An 18920-nucleotide genomic window follows, 5' to 3' on the forward strand; every position below is an offset into this window, starting at 1 on the left:
CCGTATGATTATGGAGGGTCTATGACGCGAACAACTGTTTCACGAAAATGGACTTCTCCTTATATGAGATGGATATTCCGTTGCAAACGGTAGTAAAAATAATTAAACATCAAGTGCTTTTGCCTGTTTATTTGCGATTATTTTTTATGAAGCGGCAACGGATTTGGCTATTTTTTGACGGAATATTTTTACGAAATTCTTGTAAGTTGTTGGAATTTAGTTGTTTCACGAAAATATCCATCTCATATAAGGAGACGGACAAGAATCCGTCATGAAAATCAATGCCAACACAAACGCTATTATGAGTAGTGACGGAGATGGAGCAATCTTATGGAATTAAGGGAAGCCGACAGCCTTGTTTTCGTAACTGTTTGTCATTGTGAACTTTACGATGGCTTGCAGGATTAGAAGAAATGCACCTGCCTGAAAAATGAACGAATCACGACTACAGGATAAAGACCGCCATTCAACGGCAGTCACCGCTTCTTCGGATAGAAATGACCGTCTTCAATGGTTCGTCATGCGCGACCTGAAAAGGCAGAACGCCAAGCTACCTGCATACAAGCTCTTCAAGGGCTTGGGGATAGAAGTCTTCACACCTATGGTGTGGAAAGTATCCGTAAAGCACGGCAGGCGATGCCGTGAGGAAGTGCCATTCCTGCAGGACCTGCTTTTCGTACATTCCATGCGCCAGGCCGTTGACCCCGTGGTGGAGAAACACAACACCGTGCAATACCGTTACGTGCGCGGCGGCTACAAAATCCCCATGACGGTGAGGGAAAGCGACATGCAACGCTTCATCCATGCCGTCGAGTCAACCGAGAATCCACGTTATTTCACGCCAGAAGAAATATCCCCCGGCATGGTCGGACGGAAAGTGCGCATTGTAGGCGGCCCACTTGACGGCTATGAAGGGCATTTGCAGAAGATACAGGGTGCACATGCCAAGCGGCTGTTTGTGGAGCTTCCTAACCTCCTTGCCGCGGCTGTAGAGGTGCAGCCGGAATACATACAGCTTTTATAGTTGACGAGCGACAAGGTACAAGCAGACAAGGAGATTTGCGTATCGAAGGCTGTAAACCTACAATCTCAAACCGTACAACCACGCAACCTTAAAACCGTATAACCGCACACCCATGTACACGATAGAAAAATTCAGATACCAGTGGAAACGCTTTCACCATCCGTCAATGAACGTGGACAGCGACGTAGCTTTCTTTTATGAAGTCTATGCCAAGCTGCACCGTTTGGTGGAACAGGATGCGGCGTGTTTCGATGAGCAACTTATCCTTTCCTTGCTGCTCTATACGGAGAATACCATCGCCGTCGGCCTTGACGGTGTTTACGAGTACAGGTACCGCTGCGTGGGCAATGTGGTGTTCAAATGGTGCGACAACTTGAACATGGACGCAGAGGCCACATCGAAAGTGGACAACCTTGTTTCACAGGCCGTGGCAGACGCTCCTTGCAGCGCATTGAGGCAATGGATGATGGAAAGTGTGCTGTCCGGCGACTTCATGCGCCTGGGCGGAATGCTGACCTGGTTTCCACGTGAGGACCAAGTGATGTGGCGCATTTTCCCTGACTTGCGCTTCAGGGAAATGATGTTCAGGCGGCTTACGGGGGATTGGCAAACGGCAAGGCAAATGCTGTGGGCAGACCTTGCCTTCAACTGGCGTGACAAGCGTGGCGATACCTTGGTGGATACCATTGCCAAACAGTTCTGTTATGAAACTGCTTTTGTGGAAGGACAGGAAAAAGACCTACTGAAAGAAGCGGCTGGAATTCTTGGTTCCATCCGTTCCGAGCGGCTGGACACTTACACGGTCATGGAGAGAAAAGGCGGACAAACACTTGATTTGCGTCACAGGAACAGCAGTATATTCTGTAATGTGATTTTCCCGATGCCCGTTACTGAGAACGTGCAAGGCCGTTACCTCGCCGCCCAACTTGTCACGTATAATGGAAAGACCTACTTAAACGGTTCGGCCGTCTGGCTAAACAAGGAAGCCATGCCGATATGGAACGGCGAAACCAACTGGAACGACATCCAGCGAAAAGAACAGAACGCTGCAAGGCTCACTTATTTCACGACACCGTTCGGCAGGCGGATAAGCCTCTACGATGACCTTTACACCGTACCGCTCGACCCTGAAGAGGCATATTATGCCGATATGGGCATCTATTTAGACGAACCGAACATCTTCGATTTCTTGGAATGGCTGAAACCATCGGGCACAGTCAGCGGAGCGGCGAGACTATAAAATTGACAAGGTAATTATTGTTTAAAAGTGGATAACGAACAGAAAGACATACGGACTGCCGCCCTGCCATTGACCGCAGACAATGAAAGCGGTTTTATCGCCTACGCCAACTCCCGTGTTGAAAAACTGCAGGACGAAGGCCGGTACGACGCGGCGGTCAAGCTGAAAGGATACATCAAGCGGTTCATCACCTATCTCGGCAAGAACGAGGTTCCCTTCAAGGACTTTGACGCCCTGCTGATACGCAACTACCACACATGGCTGAAGAACCAGGAATTGGGACGGAATACAATATCCCTGTACATCAGGAACCTGAAACGGGTTTACCGCCGTGCCGTGGACGACGGGCTTACCGCAGAATGCCATCCGTTTGAAGGGATGGATGTCAGTTACCATATCAAGAGCAGGAAAGACAGGAACAGGCTGACACCCAAGGAAGTGATGCAAATGCGTTACATGGACGTAAGCGGCCTGCGCCCCTCCGCCCTGTTCGCCCGCGACTTGTTTCTTTTCGCGGTGTTCGCCAAGGGCATGACAGGACGCGACCTGTTCTATCTCACAAGGGACAATATAAAAGACGGATTTCTCATATACACCTCGAAAGTGGCCGGAAAGGAAGAGGTTGTCCGATGGAACGCTTTCCTACAGGACATTGTGGACAGATACGCACAGCCGAACACACCTTACCTCTTCCCCATTATCACAGCTGAGTCTCCGGAAGAACAGTGGCGGCAGCATGACGCAGCCATCCACAGCATCAACTGGAACCTGAGAAACATAGGACGGATGCTCGGACTTCCTTTCCCCTTGAACCTGACAGTCGCCCGGCATTCATGGGAAAGCCTCACTGGGGATGTGAAAATAAGCGAACTTCTTTAAGGTTGACGGGATTTTCATTAAAAGCAGCAGAATGGAAAAGGTATCGATAAGAGAAATGTGCAGGCAAATGTTCGACCAAATAGGAACAGACTTGCAGAAAAACTGCAAGCCGGAAGACCGAATGTTTGCCCTGCATCCCGATAAAAACCATATCATCGTCTCGCACGCCTTATTCCTGATAATGAGCAAACTGTTGGCAAACAGACTTCCGACTCTGAAAAGCCTTTACCTTTTGCGTAAATACGAGGAAAATATGCTGGCGGCATATCGCACCGAATCCGAAGATTTTCCCGAACTGTTGCGTTATTGCAATCTCATGTATGAGATGTTTCCCTGCGAACTGGCTTCGGCGGTACGGGATTATGCCATCGCATCCAAAGTCAGGAAATTATAGGCAATCGCCATCGTTGCCGCAGGATACGGCGGTGACATGGATGATGACATGGTGAACGACATTCTCGATGAAATAAACTTCTGCCGCAACGACAAGGTTTGTAGTTTACCGGTGTAAATCGTGATGGATATCCAAACGACACTGGTGCATACGAGTTTAAGTTTAAGGGCAAAATATCATGTCAACGTCAGTATGAAAGATGAAGAACGTGAAGTGAAAATTGATTTTCATCGAAACCTCAACCTGGCTGTTTTGAGCAATGACGAGTTCTCATGTTTTGAGACAATGTCTATCTCAAACATTGGAGAGTCGTTAGAAGAATGGTTAAAAGAAATATTTCTGTTTTCCCTTTTGGGAATTAAAGAAAAGAAGAACAAAATCTTAATAACCAAAGATATAAGTGCAACTCCTTTACAAGAGCATTTGACCATCTCTGTGAAGTCTAAAAACCAAAAACCGCTTAATATTTGTGGTAAAACATTATGTACGGGAAACTTATGTCCTCAGCCATCGGAATAAGTACAAATTAATTATAAACATCAAGTGAATTTTAATTTTGTTTTAGGCGTGCCGCTATAAAACAGTGGGGGACGCCAAAATCATATACACAAATGGTAGTTGTTTACCTTGCTTTTATTGGAAATATTATTCATGAATTAGATACTTTAAAAATAAAGAAATGGAAATCTTCTTTATTTCAATTGGAATATAATTTTGATAGTATCTATTCGTTAAGTGTAAATTCAGATACAGATTCTTGGGGATATTCAGATGAGACATTGAAGAAGTCTTTACCTGATATGGATATTATAAAACATGACTCTCCCATTCAAGGAAAGATAGATTTGATTATCTATGTTTTGGACATCCCTTTGCAGGATAATTATTTTTCCCGAATAATTGATAATAATAGGATATTAATCACCTATTACCAAATTAAGGAAATATTGCAGCAAGAAAATATACCGTTAGAGAATTATCTGATAAAACTGATATACACTTATGTTTTGCTCTTTAAGGGGAAACGTGGCAATAATTTGTCTATGGAGGACGAAGAAGAGATGGCCCATGATGCACATAGAGGATGCATTTTTGACATGTGTGGGGTAAAAAATGAAATCGTTTATTCATGTATATCCCCGATAGTTTGTGATTCATGCAAATCCTCTCTAATTAAAAAGAATGTTTCCGGTTATAATGTATCTATAGTCAATAAGGAACTTAAACGTCTTAAGAAAGATTATTATTATCGTATGTTGGACTTTTTGAAAAAACATCCGATTCTTTCTTTATCCTTATCCGGTATGGTTGCATTACTGTTGAATGTGTTGGCAAATCTTCTTTGTAGTGCTATCGGAATCTGAGAATAAACAGAACCAAACATTCCAAAGAATTTATTAAAAAGTAAGCGTAGCTACGGTACAAATTATGCCATCAGCCATCAGCATAAGTGCTATCAAATTACAAATATAATCTGTATTTTAACCTTATTTATGGCTTACCGCCCGTAAAACTGGTGCACGTCAGAAAACTGGACGTTTACCACAGTTTGATGCGGTGTATAAGCATAGGCAGCAGATACGATAAAATATATTTACAAAATATCGAAATAATGGTAATAAAAATTAAAGATTTAGAGCTTAAAGATGGCGTACAAAGTGTGTCGTTCAAATTTACTGATGAAAATGGGTTAATTGCAACAATTGTTAATTGTCATAAAAAAGAAATGATGGGGTTAGCAATTGAAGGCTACATGGGAGCCCTTGGCGAAGCGGCATATGGGTACAATGAAGGCTATCCTGCCCACTTAAATAAGATGAATGATGGACACTGGGAATTGGAAATAAATGAGTGATTTTAATACAACAAAAAATACTGAATTAAAGCTGTTTTTTGCCAAATGTCCCAATCTTCTGAAAACAACAAGCGCATAGCCAAGAACACGCTGCTGCTTTATTTCCGCATGCTGCTGATGATGGTGGTTTCGCTGTACACCAGCCGTGTGGTACTCAACACGCTCGGTGTTACAGATTACGGAATTTACAACGTCGTTGGCGGCGTTGTGGCGATGTTCTCAATAATATCAGGCTCACTTTCGGCGGCAATCTCGCGTTTCTTAACTTTTGAGTTGGGACGCGGCGACAAAGAGAAACTGAAACGTGTCTTCTCTTCAGCCGTAACAATCCAGTTTCTGCTTGCCGGCATCATCATTGTTCTTGCCGAGGCTGCTGGTGTATGGTTCCTGAACGTTAAGATGAACATACCTGCCGACAGGATGGTTGCGGCCAACTGGGTTTTCCAGTTCTCTATATTTACTTTTGCCGTAAACTTAGTAAGTGTGCCGTACAACGCCACAATAATAGCACACGAAAAGATGTCGGCCTTTGCCTATATCAGTATTTTAGAGGCGGTAGGTAAATTGGCGATAGCTTTCCTTATCATGGTGTCGCCCATAGACAAACTGATTTTTTATGCCGTCCTCATGTGTGTTGTTGCTTTGGCGGTCAGACTTACATACGGAACTTACTGCAAGCGGCATTTTGAGGAATGCACGTATCATTTCATTTTCGACAGGGAGCTGCTGAAACGTATGTTCGGTTTTGCCGGATGGAACTTTATCGGCGCGGCGTCAGCCGTGCTCCGCGACCAGGGCGGCAATGTCGTAATAAACCTGTTCTGCGGTCCGGCAGTGAACGCCGCACGCGGTATCGCCTATCAGGTAAACGGTGCCATCCAGGGATTTGTCAGCAACTTCATGACGGCGCTTAATCCGCAGATAACAAAATCGTACGCTTCAGGCGACCGCGACTATATGATGACGCTTATTTATCAGGGAGCGCGTCTGTCGTTTTACATGCTGCTGCTGTTGTCGCTGCCTGTGATAATCAACACCCATTATATTCTTGTACTGTGGCTGAAGATAGTGCCTGAACATACGGTATTGTTCATCCAGCTTGTCCTGATTTTCGCCATGAGCGAGTCAATATCTAATCCTCTGGTGACGGCCATGCTCGCAACCGGCAACATACGGAACTATCAGATTGTGGTGGGCGGTCTGCAGATTATGAACCTGCCTATTTCATACGTACTCTTGCGCTTGGGAATGTTCCCAGAGATAGTGATGGTTGTCGCCATAGTGATTTCGCAGTGCTGTCTTGCCGCTCGCCTGTACATGCTGCGCGGGATGATAGGACTTTCTGCAAGGAAATACTTAAGGCACGTTTACTTCAACGTGCTAACCGTCACTGTGCTGAGTGCCGCAGTTCCCTTCTTTGTGTCGAAGAACATTAATGAAGGATTCTTTAACTTCGTCCTGTTGTGTCTGTTAAGTGTTGCCTGCACGGCCGTGGTGATTTATTATGTTGGATGCAACAGGAATGAAAGACAATTCATTGTTTCAAAGGCAAAAGCCCTGAAGCACAAAATAACAAACAGATGATAGAGATAAAAGACAAGGCAGACTGTTGCGGATGCACCGCCTGCGCCAGCGTCTGCGCACACGGCGCCATCACGATGAAGCCCGACGCGATGGGTTTCCTTTATCCGGTGGTGGACAGGTCGAAGTGTGTAGACTGCGGTCTGTGCGACAAGGTGTGTGCCTTCAACGACAATTACGACACGGACTTAAACCTGCCGAAGCCCGACGCATACGCCGCACGGCACAAAGATATGCACGAGGTTGAGACAAGCCGCAGCGGTGCGGCGTTCATAGCAATGTCCGACTATGTGCTCGAAAACGGCGGCGTGGTTTACGGCGCCGGCTATACCGACCATTTCCGTGTGGTTCACAAACGTGCGACGACAAGGGAAGAGCGCGATGAGTTCAAGGGCAGCAAATATGTTCAGAGTGATATGAACACAGTATTCCGTCAGGTAAAGAAAGACCTTAAGGACGGACTTATCGTAATGTTCTCGGGCACACCCTGTCAGACGGCCGGGCTTAACTCATACGTCGGCAGACGTCTGCGTGAGCATCTTATACTTGTTGACATCGTGTGCCACGGCGTGCCGGGTCCAAACCTTTGGCGTGATTACATCGCCTACCTTGAGAAGAAGCAGGGTGATAAGATTTGTTGGGTGAACTTCCGAGACAAACAGGCGTTCGGCTGGAAGGCTCATCGTGAAACGTTTAAATTTGTTAACGGGGGGGGGTAAAATGACATTTACATATTTGTTCTATCAGCATATTATGTTCCGTCCGTCGTGCAGCAAATGCCATTTTGCCAACACGAAGCGTCCGAGCGACATAACCATAGCCGACTATTGGGGGTGGGAAAAGACGGACCCGGACATCAACAAGGACGACAAGGGTGTATCGCTGATATTAATTAACACTGAAAAAGGACGTGAACTGTTCAATGCGGTGAAAGACCGCATGACAGTAATCCCGGCTGAATTGGAAAACTGTATGCAGCCCAATCTTCAACATCCGTCAGTATTCAGTCCGGAATGGAAAAACTTTGAGAGAGATTACGAATGCAAAGGCTTTGAATACGTAATGAAGAAATACGGTGAGGATAATTGGCGGCATAAGATACGTAAAATTCTCAGACGTATTAAAAGAAAAATCAAACGGACAATAGGATTATAGTTTATGAAGATAGGAATACTTACATTTAGTTGTGCATACAATTTTGGAGCCATTCTTCAATGTTATGCGCTGCAAGAACAATTGCTAAGAGAGGGTCATGATGTGCATGTAATTAATTATTGTCCAGACTACTTGGTAAGTAAAAAGATAAAAATGAGAATACGTCCTCTCATAAAGGAGAACATAACTTATGTTCGCAAATATATTTTGGGGAGGAATAGTTTTTCTTTATATGAAGACTTTGTAAAATCCAATTTATGTCTGACAAACAAAGTAAAAAACAGAAAAGATTTATCTGAAATAATACATTCCTTTGATTATATCATTATTGGAAGTGATCAGATTTGGAATACAAAATACAATGATAAAGATTATGCTTGGTTGGGTGATTTTTTCTTAGCTGAAAATAAACGCCCTAAAATAATCTTTTATGCGGCAAGTGCTGGGGATGCGAATTTTAGTGATACAGAAAAACGGGTAATTTCGTCAAAACTGTCATTGCCGTCTGTTAAGGCGATTTCTGTACGTGAAAGTAAATTGAAAAATATTCTTACTGAGCTTATTCCTTATAAAAATGTACCTGTTGTTCTTGATCCTTCATTGATGGCAAATCCCATTATATGGAAGAAATGGCAGTACAAAATTGACGGAAGATACATAGTTGTATATCAGGCAAGAGCGAATGATAATGTTTATCGAATAGCGAAGAAGTTGTCAAAAGAATTGGATGCAAAAATATATTCAGTTGATTTCTATCCAAATAGTTTCCAAAAAGGCATAAATTTGAAAGTTGTCTCACCAGCTGGCTTTATAACGTTAATAAAAAATGCGTTATGTGTTATAACAACATCATTTCATGGCACTGCCTTTTCCATAATTAACGAGACACCTTTTTATACATTGAAATTAAATGATGGTGCTGATGAGCGTAGCTATGACTTATTATGTTCTTTGGGCTTGGAAGATAGGTTTATAGATGTAAAACACACCCCTGTGTTTAGTAAAATTGATTTTACAAACACGTATGACAAATTAAATAAATTAAGAAATATATCGCAATCTTTTTTAACGGAAAATATTGTATGAATATAGTATTGGGGACAGACGACAAATATGCGATGCCGTGTGGGGTATGCTTAACATCCTTATTTGAAAATAATAAAAAATTGAGCCTAAATGTATACATATTGACAGATGGGCTTTCAGATAAACAACGGAAAAAGTTCGAAATATTATCAGACAAATACAAGAGGAGTATTTCAATAATTGATATAAATGAGACTGATATTTCGCAATTGAAAGTAAGTCAGCGGTTTAGTCGGGCTATTTATTACAGATTTTTAATTCCTAAAATCTTAAATGATGAAAAATACGCCTTATATATTGATTGTGATATAATAATAAACGGTTCTTTAGCAGTGTTGGAATCTCTAAACCTTGATTCATATGCGTGTGCTGTTGTAAGGGATCAAATGTGTGATGATATAAGACTTACAAACAGAATAGATATCAAGACACCGTACTTTAATTCAGGAGTTATTTTGATGAATTTGGATTATTGGAGAAAATATGACATAGCGGAAAAATGCATTAATTACATATATAACTATCCAAACCTGTGTTTGTATCCAGATCAGGATGCACTTAACAAAATCTTATCAGGGAAAGTTCTGTATTTATCGGTTAAATATAATTATCAAGAAAAATTTTACGAAGACAAAAACAAAGTTTTTTTTTCGCGTACGATGTGGTCGGAAGTAGACCAATGGAAAAATGCGCCAGTAATAATTCATTATACAAGTTATATAAAACCTTGGTTTAAAGAATGTGTCCACCCATTGAAAAACATATTCGTAGAATATAGAAATAAGAGTCTTTGGAAGGGACGTGCTATCAAGTATTATAATCTTAGGAAAAAAATCAAAGAAATTAAAGAAATAATTGTGCTTTTGTATCGGTGTCTGTGTCGGTAATACATTGTATATGTCATTAATAAAGTTCTAATAAAAATTGCCATCGGTTTTTATAACTGGTTGGTAAGGATTTTAAAGTTTAACCTTTTATAATATGTCAGTGTTTTTTTTACTCTTGACATTCTTATCCTGTTATAGGATAATAAAGACAAGTGGAGCTAAAAGAGCATTATGGTTTATTGGCTCAGTTCTGTTTTTATCTGATAGTATAGTATTGTGGGGACCTTTTAATTCGCATTTTGCTTTCGTTTTATCTTTTTTGATTTCTTTGTGTTTCCATCATGAATTAAAGACCTGCTATAAAGAGTATCCACTTCGTAAAATTTCCATTATTATTTTTATTATATATCTTTTAATTGGAGTTGTTGATACAAGAATTCCAATTATTTCAAGGTTTTCAAGGCCTGTTACTGGCTTCTTCTTGACATATATGGTCTTTTTTATAGGCTTTTGTTGTGTCAAAAGTAAAAATGATTTGCATGTGATATTAAGTGGATTCGTAAAAATGCTGGCAATAGTTTGTGTTTATGGTCTACTTACATTTGTAATACAAAGTAATCCTATTTATGATTTAATATCAAATTCGTTTACTGGAGACTTGGGTATTTGGGCGAATGTACAGGAAAGAGGTTATAGAGTATGTTCTTTTTTAAGTAATCCTATTGTCTTTGGAGGAGTTATGGGAGTATATTCGTTAATTATTTTGAATACATGGCAAACTAATAATAAGGTTTTTAAATACATAGTTCTTGCTTTACTATTGTTGAGCGTTTTAATTGCGAATTCGCGTACAAGTATATTTTCAACATTGGTGGCATACATTCTCTATTATTTGTTGAAAAACAAATTGTCTTATAAAAATGTGCTTGCCGCATTTTCTGCCGTAATAATTATCCTGATTATGTATAATCAGTTAAGTTTTATAAGACCGATGATAGATAGCGCCATAGATTTGGTGATGACCGGAGGTGAAAATACACAGGGAAGTACAACGGATTTGAAAGAACAACAATGGGAAGTTTCATTGCTGTCCTTTTATGATGCACCATTTTTCGGACATGGCTTGTCTTATTTCAATGAAGTTATGGGTAATAAAGATTCATTTATATACGACCCCCTTATAGCGGGAATGGAGGGATACCAATATAAACTGCTTATTGAGCAAGGCGGATTTATGATAATTGCTGTGATAATATTTTACGTTCAGCTGTTTACATTTTTCTTAAAAAAAAGAAAACATAACCAGACTGTCTCCTATGTCGGCACTGCATGTACTGTTTCTTTCTTGTTTTTTATATGTGCAACTGGTGTTTACGGTAGTGCATTCCTTCATTTTGGAATATATATAGGAATTTTATTAAGGTGTGTTTATGACAAAAGAATTTTCAGTACTTATCCCAGCATACAATGTCGAGAAATATATTGATAAGTGCCTGCAATCTATCTTAAATCAAAGTTTTACCAATTTTGAAATTATAATAATAGATGATGGAAGCACTGATGAAACACTTAAAATTTGTAAGAAATATGAAAGTATGGATAGTAGGATTAAAGTGTTCCATCAAGTAAATAATGGCATTGTAGAAACTCGTAACAAACTTATTCAATTGGCAAATGGGAACTGGATTGTTTTTATTGATGCGGACGATTATGTAAAAGAGAATTATTTATCTTGTTTTAGCAACTACATAAATAAGTTTCCTGATGCGGATGTTTTTGCTTGTGACTATATAAGTTGGGAAAAAGGGGATGAATTTAAAGAAATAAAAAGGCCATTTCATAGTAAGCAAGAATATATTTTGCAATTGTTAGGTTGGCGATGTACGAATACAGCACTGTGGGCCAAAGCGATAAAAAAGGAACTGATAGAAAACAACCATATTGAGTTTACTAAAGGAATTTCTTTGGGAGAGGATTTGTGCTTTATGAGTAAACTTTTTTACAATGCCAAAGACATTATATATGTGCCCGGGGAAAATTATATATGGAATCGGACAAATGTTATTAGTATGACAAAATCCGAAAAATACCAAGATGACGTCATAGCATTGTATGAAGCAATTACCAAATTCTATAAAGAAAAAAGTGATTATAAATTATATAGTAAAACCTTGAGCAATACAATGCTTCACGTTATGGAAGGCAGATACATATTTCAACGGAAAAAAACTTTCGGAAATCTTCCTTCTTTAATAAATGTTGCGCAATTGAATATATTGAACAGATTAAAATTTTATTTAATAATAAATGATTTATTTCTTGCGGAACGATTAGTTGAGAAAATAAGTAGAAGTATAAAAAGATGTTTTAAGGATAACTGATAAATTATGAAAAAAATTCTTTTTGTCATTCACCGCTTAGATGCCGGAGGAGCGGAAAAGAGTCTCGTTTCGTTATTGAACTCGTTACCATTGGATTCGTTAGATATTGACTTAATGGCAATAAATCCTAACGGGATTTTCAGGAATCAAATTCCTGATAAAGTGCATTTAATTACCGCATCCCGTGAACTGATTTGTAAAAGTGAGAAAATAACATCGAAACGTTTTTGGCAATACACAAATATTAAAACCTTACTTATAAAGGTAGCCTGCATATTAGGCGACCGTTTGCGCAGTAATAACAGCAAGAAATTAAAAAGCCGCGGACAATATGACAATGACATTTGGAAAAGTCATATTCCTGACTGCAAGAATGAATACGATGTGGCCATAAGTTACATGGACGGAGTTAATTATTATGTCATCGACCATGTAAAAGCAAAGCGAAAAATACTATGGTGTCATAACGACTATAACAAACTGGAATACAAACCAGAATATGATGAAAAATATTATGGAAAGGCATACAAGGTATGTACGATTAGTGATATTTGCAAAAAATCATTAGTTGAAAATTTTCCTAAATTAAGTGATAAATTTGAGGTTGTCGAAAATATATCTTCGGCACGTATCATTAACGCACAAGCTGAAATGCATAAAGAAATGAAACATGCTAATGATGGATTTGCTGAAGACCGACGTTTTAAAATAGTTTCAATTGGACGATTGTCTGAGCAAAAAGGTTTCGATTATGCCGTGGAGGCAGCAAGGATTCTTAAAGACGATGGCCTTACATTAGGATGGTATGTGTTGGGAGAAGGTCCTTTAAGAAAAAGTCTTGAAGAACAGACAAAAAATAGCAGTGTTGAAGACACTGTCAAATTCATAGGCGTCCGCTCTAATCCTTATCCTTACATAAAAGACGCAGACCTCTATGTGATGCCCTCTCGTTATGAAGGCAAAAGTATCGCTTTAGATGAAGCGAAAATCTTATGCAAACCAATTGTTGTAACCAACTATCCTTCCGTAGGAGATGCCATCATAAATGGTAAAAATGGATTGATTGTAGACATAAACGCACAATCGATTGCCGATGGCATAACGAAGCTATACAATAATGAAAATCTCCGTAAAGAACTTGTTAAGAATTTGAGACAGGAAGATTGCAGCAATGAAAAACGAGTAGTGGCAAAATTTTTGGAGTTATTAAAATAATAATTACTTTCTAAAATGAATGTTTCTAATATTCTAAAAAAAACGTATTAAGAAATCAGGAACAGGCAAATATTTGTGTCAATTGTTGCTTCCATTTGTGCATGGTAAAGTTGATTGCAGTGAGACAAATGTTCAATTGGCAAGAGAACTTCTTCAAAATATTTCTTCAGACCCACATCAGTCTTGCGTTCGGAACAAGCCTCAAATTAGTACTGAGCAATATGATTTACAGGTAATTGTGCCCGCATATAACGCATGTAAGTATATAGAGACGTGCATTGATTCGGTCCTTAAACTACCGATTTCAAGTAGCTTAATTGTTACGGTTGTAAACGATGGTTCAACAGATAATACGGAGGACATTCTTAAAAAATACAGTAATGATGACCGTGTCGAAATTATTACTCAGAAAAATCAAGGTTTTTCTGGTGCAAGAAATAGAGCTTTAGCAGAAATAAAAGGTCGGTATATAACTTTTCTTGATAGTGATGATGAATTTTTAAGGGGGGGGAAGGAATAGATAACCTTATACGGCTGGCAGATCTTGAAAGAATCGATATTATTGAATGTGGCTATACAACCTTTACCGACGAGCATGATATAAAAACAATTCGTCACACGAATACTGTTTCAAATGACACCACTATTCTGTACGGTTATCCTTTGGGAAAAATCATAAGAGCCAATCTATTTGAAAATATCCATTTCCCAGAAGAATATTGGTTCGAAGATACAATTATGTCTTTTATTATATTGTAAGCGTCCAATTTTGACGTATTGCCCGTTCCGTTAGATGTAGCTATCTTCGCGCTGTAAACATTAAAGTCATTGAAGATGTACAGCAGTGAAGATTTTGAACGGCTTTTCATCCGTTACAAGGGTGAGGCCTACCCCAAGGGCGAGAGCATACAGACATTCTGTCACAGGAACAAGGTCCCCTACAATCTGTTCGAGAAATGGTACAAGGATACAAGGCACAAGGTGGTGGAAGTGAGTGTTTCCGGCCGTCCTTCTCCGCAGGAAGAGTGGAAGTCAATGGAGACCGCCCGTCAGCAGAAGGAAGAGTCTGTCCGGGAGGTGCGCATACTGGTGGACCTGCGCGTAAGCAACGGGCTTCACTTGCGTCAGGGGAATTTAAGCTACGCGGACCTGAAGCGTCTGGTAGAGAAGCTGGAGGGCCTATGCTAAGCATCAGTGAGCCAGGCAGCTTCTATTACCTGCGTAATTTCCACGACATGCGCTGCAAGTATGCGAGGGTCCTGTCCGTCATCCGGCAGCAGATGGACCGTGAGCCCCGGGCCGGTGAGGTATACATCATGATGTCGAAGGACCTGCAGACGGTACGTCTTTACAGCTACGAAAAGCACTCGTGCAGCCTTTACGAGAAGCGTTTCGACAAGGGCTACAAGTTTATGAAGGTGTCGCATGAGGGCGACAAGGCGGTGTTCACAATAAGCTGGGACGATGTGGTCGTACTGCTCGGTTCTCCAGTTGTTAAAACATTGAATATCAAATAATTACATCTGTTTTCTCTTGGCCATGTCAGATATTTTTATTATCTTTGTATAAGATAGGATGCGGTTCGGCATTGTCAAACTTGAAAACTCAGTTTTCGTTTGTCTCTGCACTCACCTTTCGCTATCTTTGTATGGTAATGGAAGTATCGGCAAAGCCAATGGAAGACAATGAATTCATATTAGAATCAGCCCGCAATCTGAAGCGCTGGGAGGAAACTCCCAGACGCGTGGCTGACGACTATGCCGATATGGACAGGGACGAATTAATCAGACTGATAGCTTTTTTACGCGAGCGTCTTGAGGAGGCGGAATCATCCCGTAAGAAAGAGCACGAAGAAAGCTCGGAGAGGATATCTGCTCTTACATCCGAGGTGTCCGTACTGAACAGACGGGTCGGTGAGCTTACCGACATGCTGAAAGCAAGCTACGTGAGCGCGTCAGAGACGTCAATGCAGATGTCGGAACTGCTCAGGCAGCTCAAGGACAAGGACAGGAAGATAGCGGAGCTGCAGAGCACCGCCAAGGTCGCGCGGAAGAACCTGTTCGGGCGCAAATCGCAGAAAGGTACGAAGGCGAAGGACAGGGACGGCGGGAACGGGCCAACGCCGCATACGGACGTGAAAGACGGTTTTGACGGGAATTCCGCGTCACTGCCGGACAATCTTGACCTTGACGTGTGGAAAGGGCCAAAGGATGCGGCGGAAGATCCGGCCGCGTCTCAGAAGGAAAGCAGGCTCAACCGTCTGGGCATGACCTACCGCACAATGAACGCCGACAACCATGTGCTCCACAGGAGTGACACGGGCAGGCTTCCCGAAGGGGCGACTGTAATAAAGACGTATCCCAGGTACACATACAACCAGGAAACCGTAGTGACGGAACACGAATACGAGATTGTGGTCTACAGGGACAAGGACGGCAAGGTCATGTGCGGCTACTTCCCCATGGATGATGAGAAGGGGTCCCCTGTCATAGAGAGTGTCCCGGGCACCCATGCGGCTCCCGGTCTGATGGCCTATCTCGTGTTCAACCGTTTCTTCCTCGACACTCCCGTCTACAGGGAGACCCTGCGTCTGCTCCAGGAAAGGATGCGTGTGTCGAGACAGACGGTGACGAACTGGCTGGCGAAAGGCGCCGGGTTCTTCAAGGATGTACTGGCATACCTTAAGGACAGGTGTCTGGAGAAGGACTCCATCGTGAACTGCGATGAGACATGGTGCCGTGTGAAGGTGGCCGGAAGATACAGGAAACGCTATGTATGGTGCCTGGTCAACAAGGCCTCCAAAACGGCAGTCTATTATTATGGGGACGGCTCGCGCGGACGTAAGGTGCTTAAGGACATCCTTGAAGGACGTGAGCTCCGTGCCCTGCAGACCGACGGCTACAACGTGTACCTTTATCTTGACGATGAGATTCTGGACATAGACCACGTCTGCTGCATGGCCCACGTGAGGGCGAAGTTCAAGTACGCCGCCGAGATAGAGCATGACGTGAACGCCCGAAAGTTCCTCGAATACATCGGAAGGCTCTACGCCCTGGAGAAGAGATACATAGAGCTTGAACTCAGCGCGGAAGACATAAGACGGCTAAGGAACTCCGCCGAAACGACTGAGATAATAATAGGCGTGAGGAGCCTGCTGGATCTGATGAAATCCGGAAACGCCCCGAGGCACGGAAGCCTGATGGAGAAGGCGGTCAGTTATCTCGACCATTTCTGGAACCAGGTTTTTCTCTACCGGAAGGACGGAAACTACACGATAGACAACAGCCTGGCGGAACGGTGTATCAGACCGCTGGCCAACGAGAGAAAGAACTCACTTTTCTTCGGCAGCGACAGGATGGCGCGCGTCAGCGCGGCCTACCACTCCGTCGTGTCCACCTGCAGGCTTCAGGGGTATTCAATCTTGGAATACCTCAAGAAATTCTTTACTGAAATAGTCGCAGGCAACCGCGACTACGGAAAACTTATGCCATCAACCATCGGCATAAGTGCTAACAAAATCTAAATATCAAACGAATTTTAATCTTATTTTAGACGTACCGCCTGAAAAGCATGGGGTACGTCAGAATTGGACGCTTACTATTATATTTCCCATGTGTAGAAAAATAGCCACATCGTCAGAACTTTTATATCATTACCGCATTAACCCTTCCGGAATTTCCGCAAAAGCAAAAGGAAAAATAAAAACAATAGATTCATATTGGATTACAGAACAGTTGCTAAGAGACCGCGTCGAATTGGGTCTTGAAAACAATAAAACATTTTGCAAAATAATTTTGAATCAGATAAGAATTAATTATTCAAGAATTCATACAATCGGAAGATCAGATATAGACCGTGCTGTATTTATTTTAACATCCCGTTTTTGGAATAAATATTTCTCAAAAATCCAGGATAAATCTCCTTTAGGTACAGCTCTTAGTAAGGGCGAATTCAAGCGATATAAATTATTGTGTGATTTAACTTAATACAAAGTAAATCCTATCCTTATATTCATAGTATAGGATTTTTTTAGATACAATCTTTGTTTATATAAAAATTATACAAATTCAGGTAGCATTTTTTGCTTTGAACAGCTATCTGAAGCAAATCATAATATTCATATTTTATGAAAATCTTAGAAGTCGTATTCCATCTGAATTCAGGTGGGGCAGAACGTTTTGTCGTTGATTTGAGTAACGAACTGTCAAAGACAAATGAGGTTACTCTGCTTGCATTGAAGGAGGACAAATCCAATCCGGAAGAATTTTTGTTTTACAAATTTGACTTGTCTGAACGGGTCAAATACAAGAATGTGGGACTTCCGTCTTCTTCCTACAAGCCTTCCACCCTGTGGCAGGTCTACAAAGCTATAAAGGCGGAGAAGCCGGACATCGTACACATGCACGCCGCAGGGATGCCGAAGTTCTGTTACCTGGCCAACCTCCTGCTTGGAAAGAAAATAACATTCGTACAGACTATTCATAATGATGTCAACCGTGGGTATTCAACCGCAATCTATGATTTCCTGCACGCCACGTTGGGACGTTGGAAAATGATACGCTTTGCCGCCATTTCCGAAACGAACTATCAGGAACAAAAGAAGCTCTATCCGCATACAATGGCTACCTGCATCGTAAACGGTCGCGCGCCCATGCAATCGACAGAAAAGATAGAGGACGTCAGACATGAGATAGCTTCATTGAAGAAAAACCCAAACACAGTTGTTGTATTGCACGTGGCCCGCTGTAATCCGCAGAAGAACCAGATGTTATTGATTGAATCTTTCAACGCATTGACTGTAAAGGGAACGGATGCCATGTTGCTGGTGATAGGCAATAGCTACGACAGTGCACTGGGCGCATCGTTGAAAGCTGCGGCTGGTCCCAATATCCATTTTCTCGGTACACGAAAAAACATCAGTGACTATATGGCAAATGCCGATGTCTTTGTTTTGTCCAGCGCTTTCGAGGGAATGCCCATCACCATCATCGAGGCACTTTTGAGTGGAGTGCCCGTCGTGTCCACACCTGTATGCGGAGCCGTGGATGCTGTGAACGGAAAGAACGGGGTGCTGAGTGAAGGTTTTACCACCGATAGCTATACGGCAGCCCTGTCCAAAGTCATCAACAACCTGGCCTATTACAAGACCAATGCACAAAAAATGAAGGACAACAGTCCTTACACGATAAAGGCCTGTGCCGAGAAGTACCTCGAATTCTTCAAGGCACAATAAACCGGGGAATCTTATTTCCATCCTCCAAAAGAAATCATAAATAAATCTTG

21 protein-coding genes are annotated in these 18920 nt (G+C 41.7%); all 21 read left to right on the top strand.

The annotated features are described in order from the left end of the window. Positions 1 to 520 precede the first annotated feature (520 nt). The 21 genes from H6B30_RS14405 (at position 521) to H6B30_RS14500 (ending at position 18870) form a co-directional block, all read left to right on the top strand. Entirely contained in the window at positions 521 to 1024 is a 504-nt protein-coding gene (locus H6B30_RS14405; RefSeq protein WP_239484107.1) for a UpxY family transcription antiterminator, read from the top strand. Between the two features lie 112 nt (positions 1025 to 1136). Further along, a complete protein-coding gene (locus H6B30_RS14410; protein WP_205111809.1) occupies positions 1137 to 2264 on the top strand; it encodes a hypothetical protein in 1128 nt (375 codons plus the stop codon). Positions 2265 to 2291: 27 nt separating this feature from the next. After that, positions 2292 to 3143 (top strand): phage integrase SAM-like domain-containing protein, encoded by an 852-nt coding sequence (locus tag H6B30_RS14415; protein ID WP_205111811.1) that lies wholly within the window; start codon positions 2292 to 2294, stop codon positions 3141 to 3143. A 31-nt stretch (positions 3144 to 3174) separates the two neighbouring features. Further along, positions 3175 to 3537 carry a hypothetical protein gene (locus H6B30_RS14420; RefSeq protein WP_239484105.1) on the top strand — a complete coding sequence of 121 codons (363 nt, stop codon included), beginning with the start codon at positions 3175 to 3177 and terminating at the stop codon, positions 3535 to 3537. Between the two features lie 192 nt (positions 3538 to 3729). Then, entirely contained in the window at positions 3730 to 4056 is a 327-nt protein-coding gene (locus H6B30_RS14425; protein ID WP_205111812.1) for a zinc-binding metallopeptidase family protein, read from the top strand. A gap of 92 nt (positions 4057 to 4148) precedes the next feature. Then, positions 4149 to 4901, top strand: coding sequence for a hypothetical protein (locus H6B30_RS14430; RefSeq protein WP_205111814.1), 753 nt, complete (start codon positions 4149 to 4151; stop codon positions 4899 to 4901). Positions 4902 to 5149: 248 nt separating this feature from the next. Next, positions 5150 to 5392, top strand: a complete 243-nt coding sequence (locus H6B30_RS14435; RefSeq protein WP_205111816.1) for a hypothetical protein — start codon at positions 5150 to 5152, stop codon at positions 5390 to 5392. Positions 5393 to 5437: 45 nt separating this feature from the next. Then, positions 5438 to 6976 carry an oligosaccharide flippase family protein gene (locus tag H6B30_RS14440; protein WP_205111818.1) on the top strand — a complete coding sequence of 513 codons (1539 nt, stop codon included), beginning with the start codon at positions 5438 to 5440 and terminating at the stop codon, positions 6974 to 6976. Next, positions 6973 to 7692 carry a 4Fe-4S dicluster domain-containing protein gene (locus tag H6B30_RS16550; protein WP_262896806.1) on the top strand — a complete coding sequence of 240 codons (720 nt, stop codon included), beginning with the start codon at positions 6973 to 6975 and terminating at the stop codon, positions 7690 to 7692. The genes H6B30_RS14440 and H6B30_RS16550 overlap by 4 nt, the downstream gene beginning before the upstream one ends. A gap of 1 nt (position 7693) precedes the next feature. Beyond that, positions 7694 to 8128 (top strand): Coenzyme F420 hydrogenase/dehydrogenase, beta subunit C-terminal domain, encoded by a 435-nt coding sequence (locus tag H6B30_RS16555; protein WP_262896807.1) that lies wholly within the window; start codon positions 7694 to 7696, stop codon positions 8126 to 8128. A gap of 3 nt (positions 8129 to 8131) precedes the next feature. Continuing rightward, a complete protein-coding gene (locus H6B30_RS14450) occupies positions 8132 to 9214 on the top strand; it encodes a polysaccharide pyruvyl transferase family protein (RefSeq protein ID WP_205111820.1) in 1083 nt (360 codons plus the stop codon). Continuing rightward, a complete protein-coding gene (locus tag H6B30_RS14455; RefSeq protein ID WP_205111822.1) occupies positions 9211 to 10101 on the top strand; it encodes a glycosyltransferase family 8 protein in 891 nt (296 codons plus the stop codon). The genes H6B30_RS14450 and H6B30_RS14455 overlap by 4 nt, the downstream gene beginning before the upstream one ends. Positions 10102 to 10195: 94 nt before the next feature. Next, complete coding sequence (locus tag H6B30_RS14460; RefSeq protein WP_205111824.1) at positions 10196 to 11527, top strand: O-antigen ligase family protein; 1332 nt, start codon at positions 10196 to 10198, stop codon at positions 11525 to 11527. Further along, positions 11472 to 12422 (top strand): glycosyltransferase family 2 protein, encoded by a 951-nt coding sequence (locus tag H6B30_RS14465; RefSeq protein WP_205111826.1) that lies wholly within the window; start codon positions 11472 to 11474, stop codon positions 12420 to 12422. The genes H6B30_RS14460 and H6B30_RS14465 overlap by 56 nt, the downstream gene beginning before the upstream one ends. A 6-nt stretch (positions 12423 to 12428) precedes the next feature. Next, positions 12429 to 13637: a glycosyltransferase gene (locus tag H6B30_RS14470; protein ID WP_205111828.1), complete on the top strand. Its 1209-nt coding sequence runs from the start codon at positions 12429 to 12431 to the stop codon at positions 13635 to 13637. Positions 13638 to 13773: 136 nt separating this feature from the next. Further along, the gene (locus H6B30_RS14475; protein ID WP_205111830.1) at positions 13774 to 14157 is read left to right on the top strand and encodes a glycosyltransferase family A protein; all 384 of its coding nucleotides are present in this window, start codon (positions 13774 to 13776) and stop codon (positions 14155 to 14157) included. A 314-nt stretch (positions 14158 to 14471) separates the two neighbouring features. Next, positions 14472 to 14825: a hypothetical protein gene (locus H6B30_RS14480; protein WP_205111850.1), complete on the top strand. Its 354-nt coding sequence runs from the start codon at positions 14472 to 14474 to the stop codon at positions 14823 to 14825. Next, complete coding sequence (gene tnpB, locus H6B30_RS14485) at positions 14819 to 15154, top strand: IS66 family insertion sequence element accessory protein TnpB (RefSeq protein WP_205111832.1); 336 nt, start codon at positions 14819 to 14821, stop codon at positions 15152 to 15154. Before H6B30_RS14480 ends, tnpB begins: the two co-directional genes overlap by 7 nt. Positions 15155 to 15312: 158 nt before the next feature. Further along, positions 15313 to 17160 (top strand): IS66 family transposase, encoded by a 1848-nt coding sequence (gene tnpC, locus H6B30_RS14490; RefSeq protein ID WP_205111833.1) that lies wholly within the window; start codon positions 15313 to 15315, stop codon positions 17158 to 17160. An 88-nt stretch (positions 17161 to 17248) separates the two neighbouring features. Continuing rightward, positions 17249 to 17623, top strand: coding sequence for a hypothetical protein (locus H6B30_RS14495; RefSeq protein ID WP_205111835.1), 375 nt, complete (start codon positions 17249 to 17251; stop codon positions 17621 to 17623). 140 nt (positions 17624 to 17763) lie between these two features. After that, positions 17764 to 18870 (top strand): glycosyltransferase family 4 protein, encoded by a 1107-nt coding sequence (locus tag H6B30_RS14500; protein WP_205111837.1) that lies wholly within the window; start codon positions 17764 to 17766, stop codon positions 18868 to 18870. Positions 18871 to 18920 lie beyond the last annotated feature (50 nt).

It is taken from the genome of Marseilla massiliensis, assembly GCF_016899955.1.
Lineage (GTDB): Bacteria > Bacteroidota > Bacteroidia > Bacteroidales > Bacteroidaceae > Prevotella > Prevotella intestinigallinarum.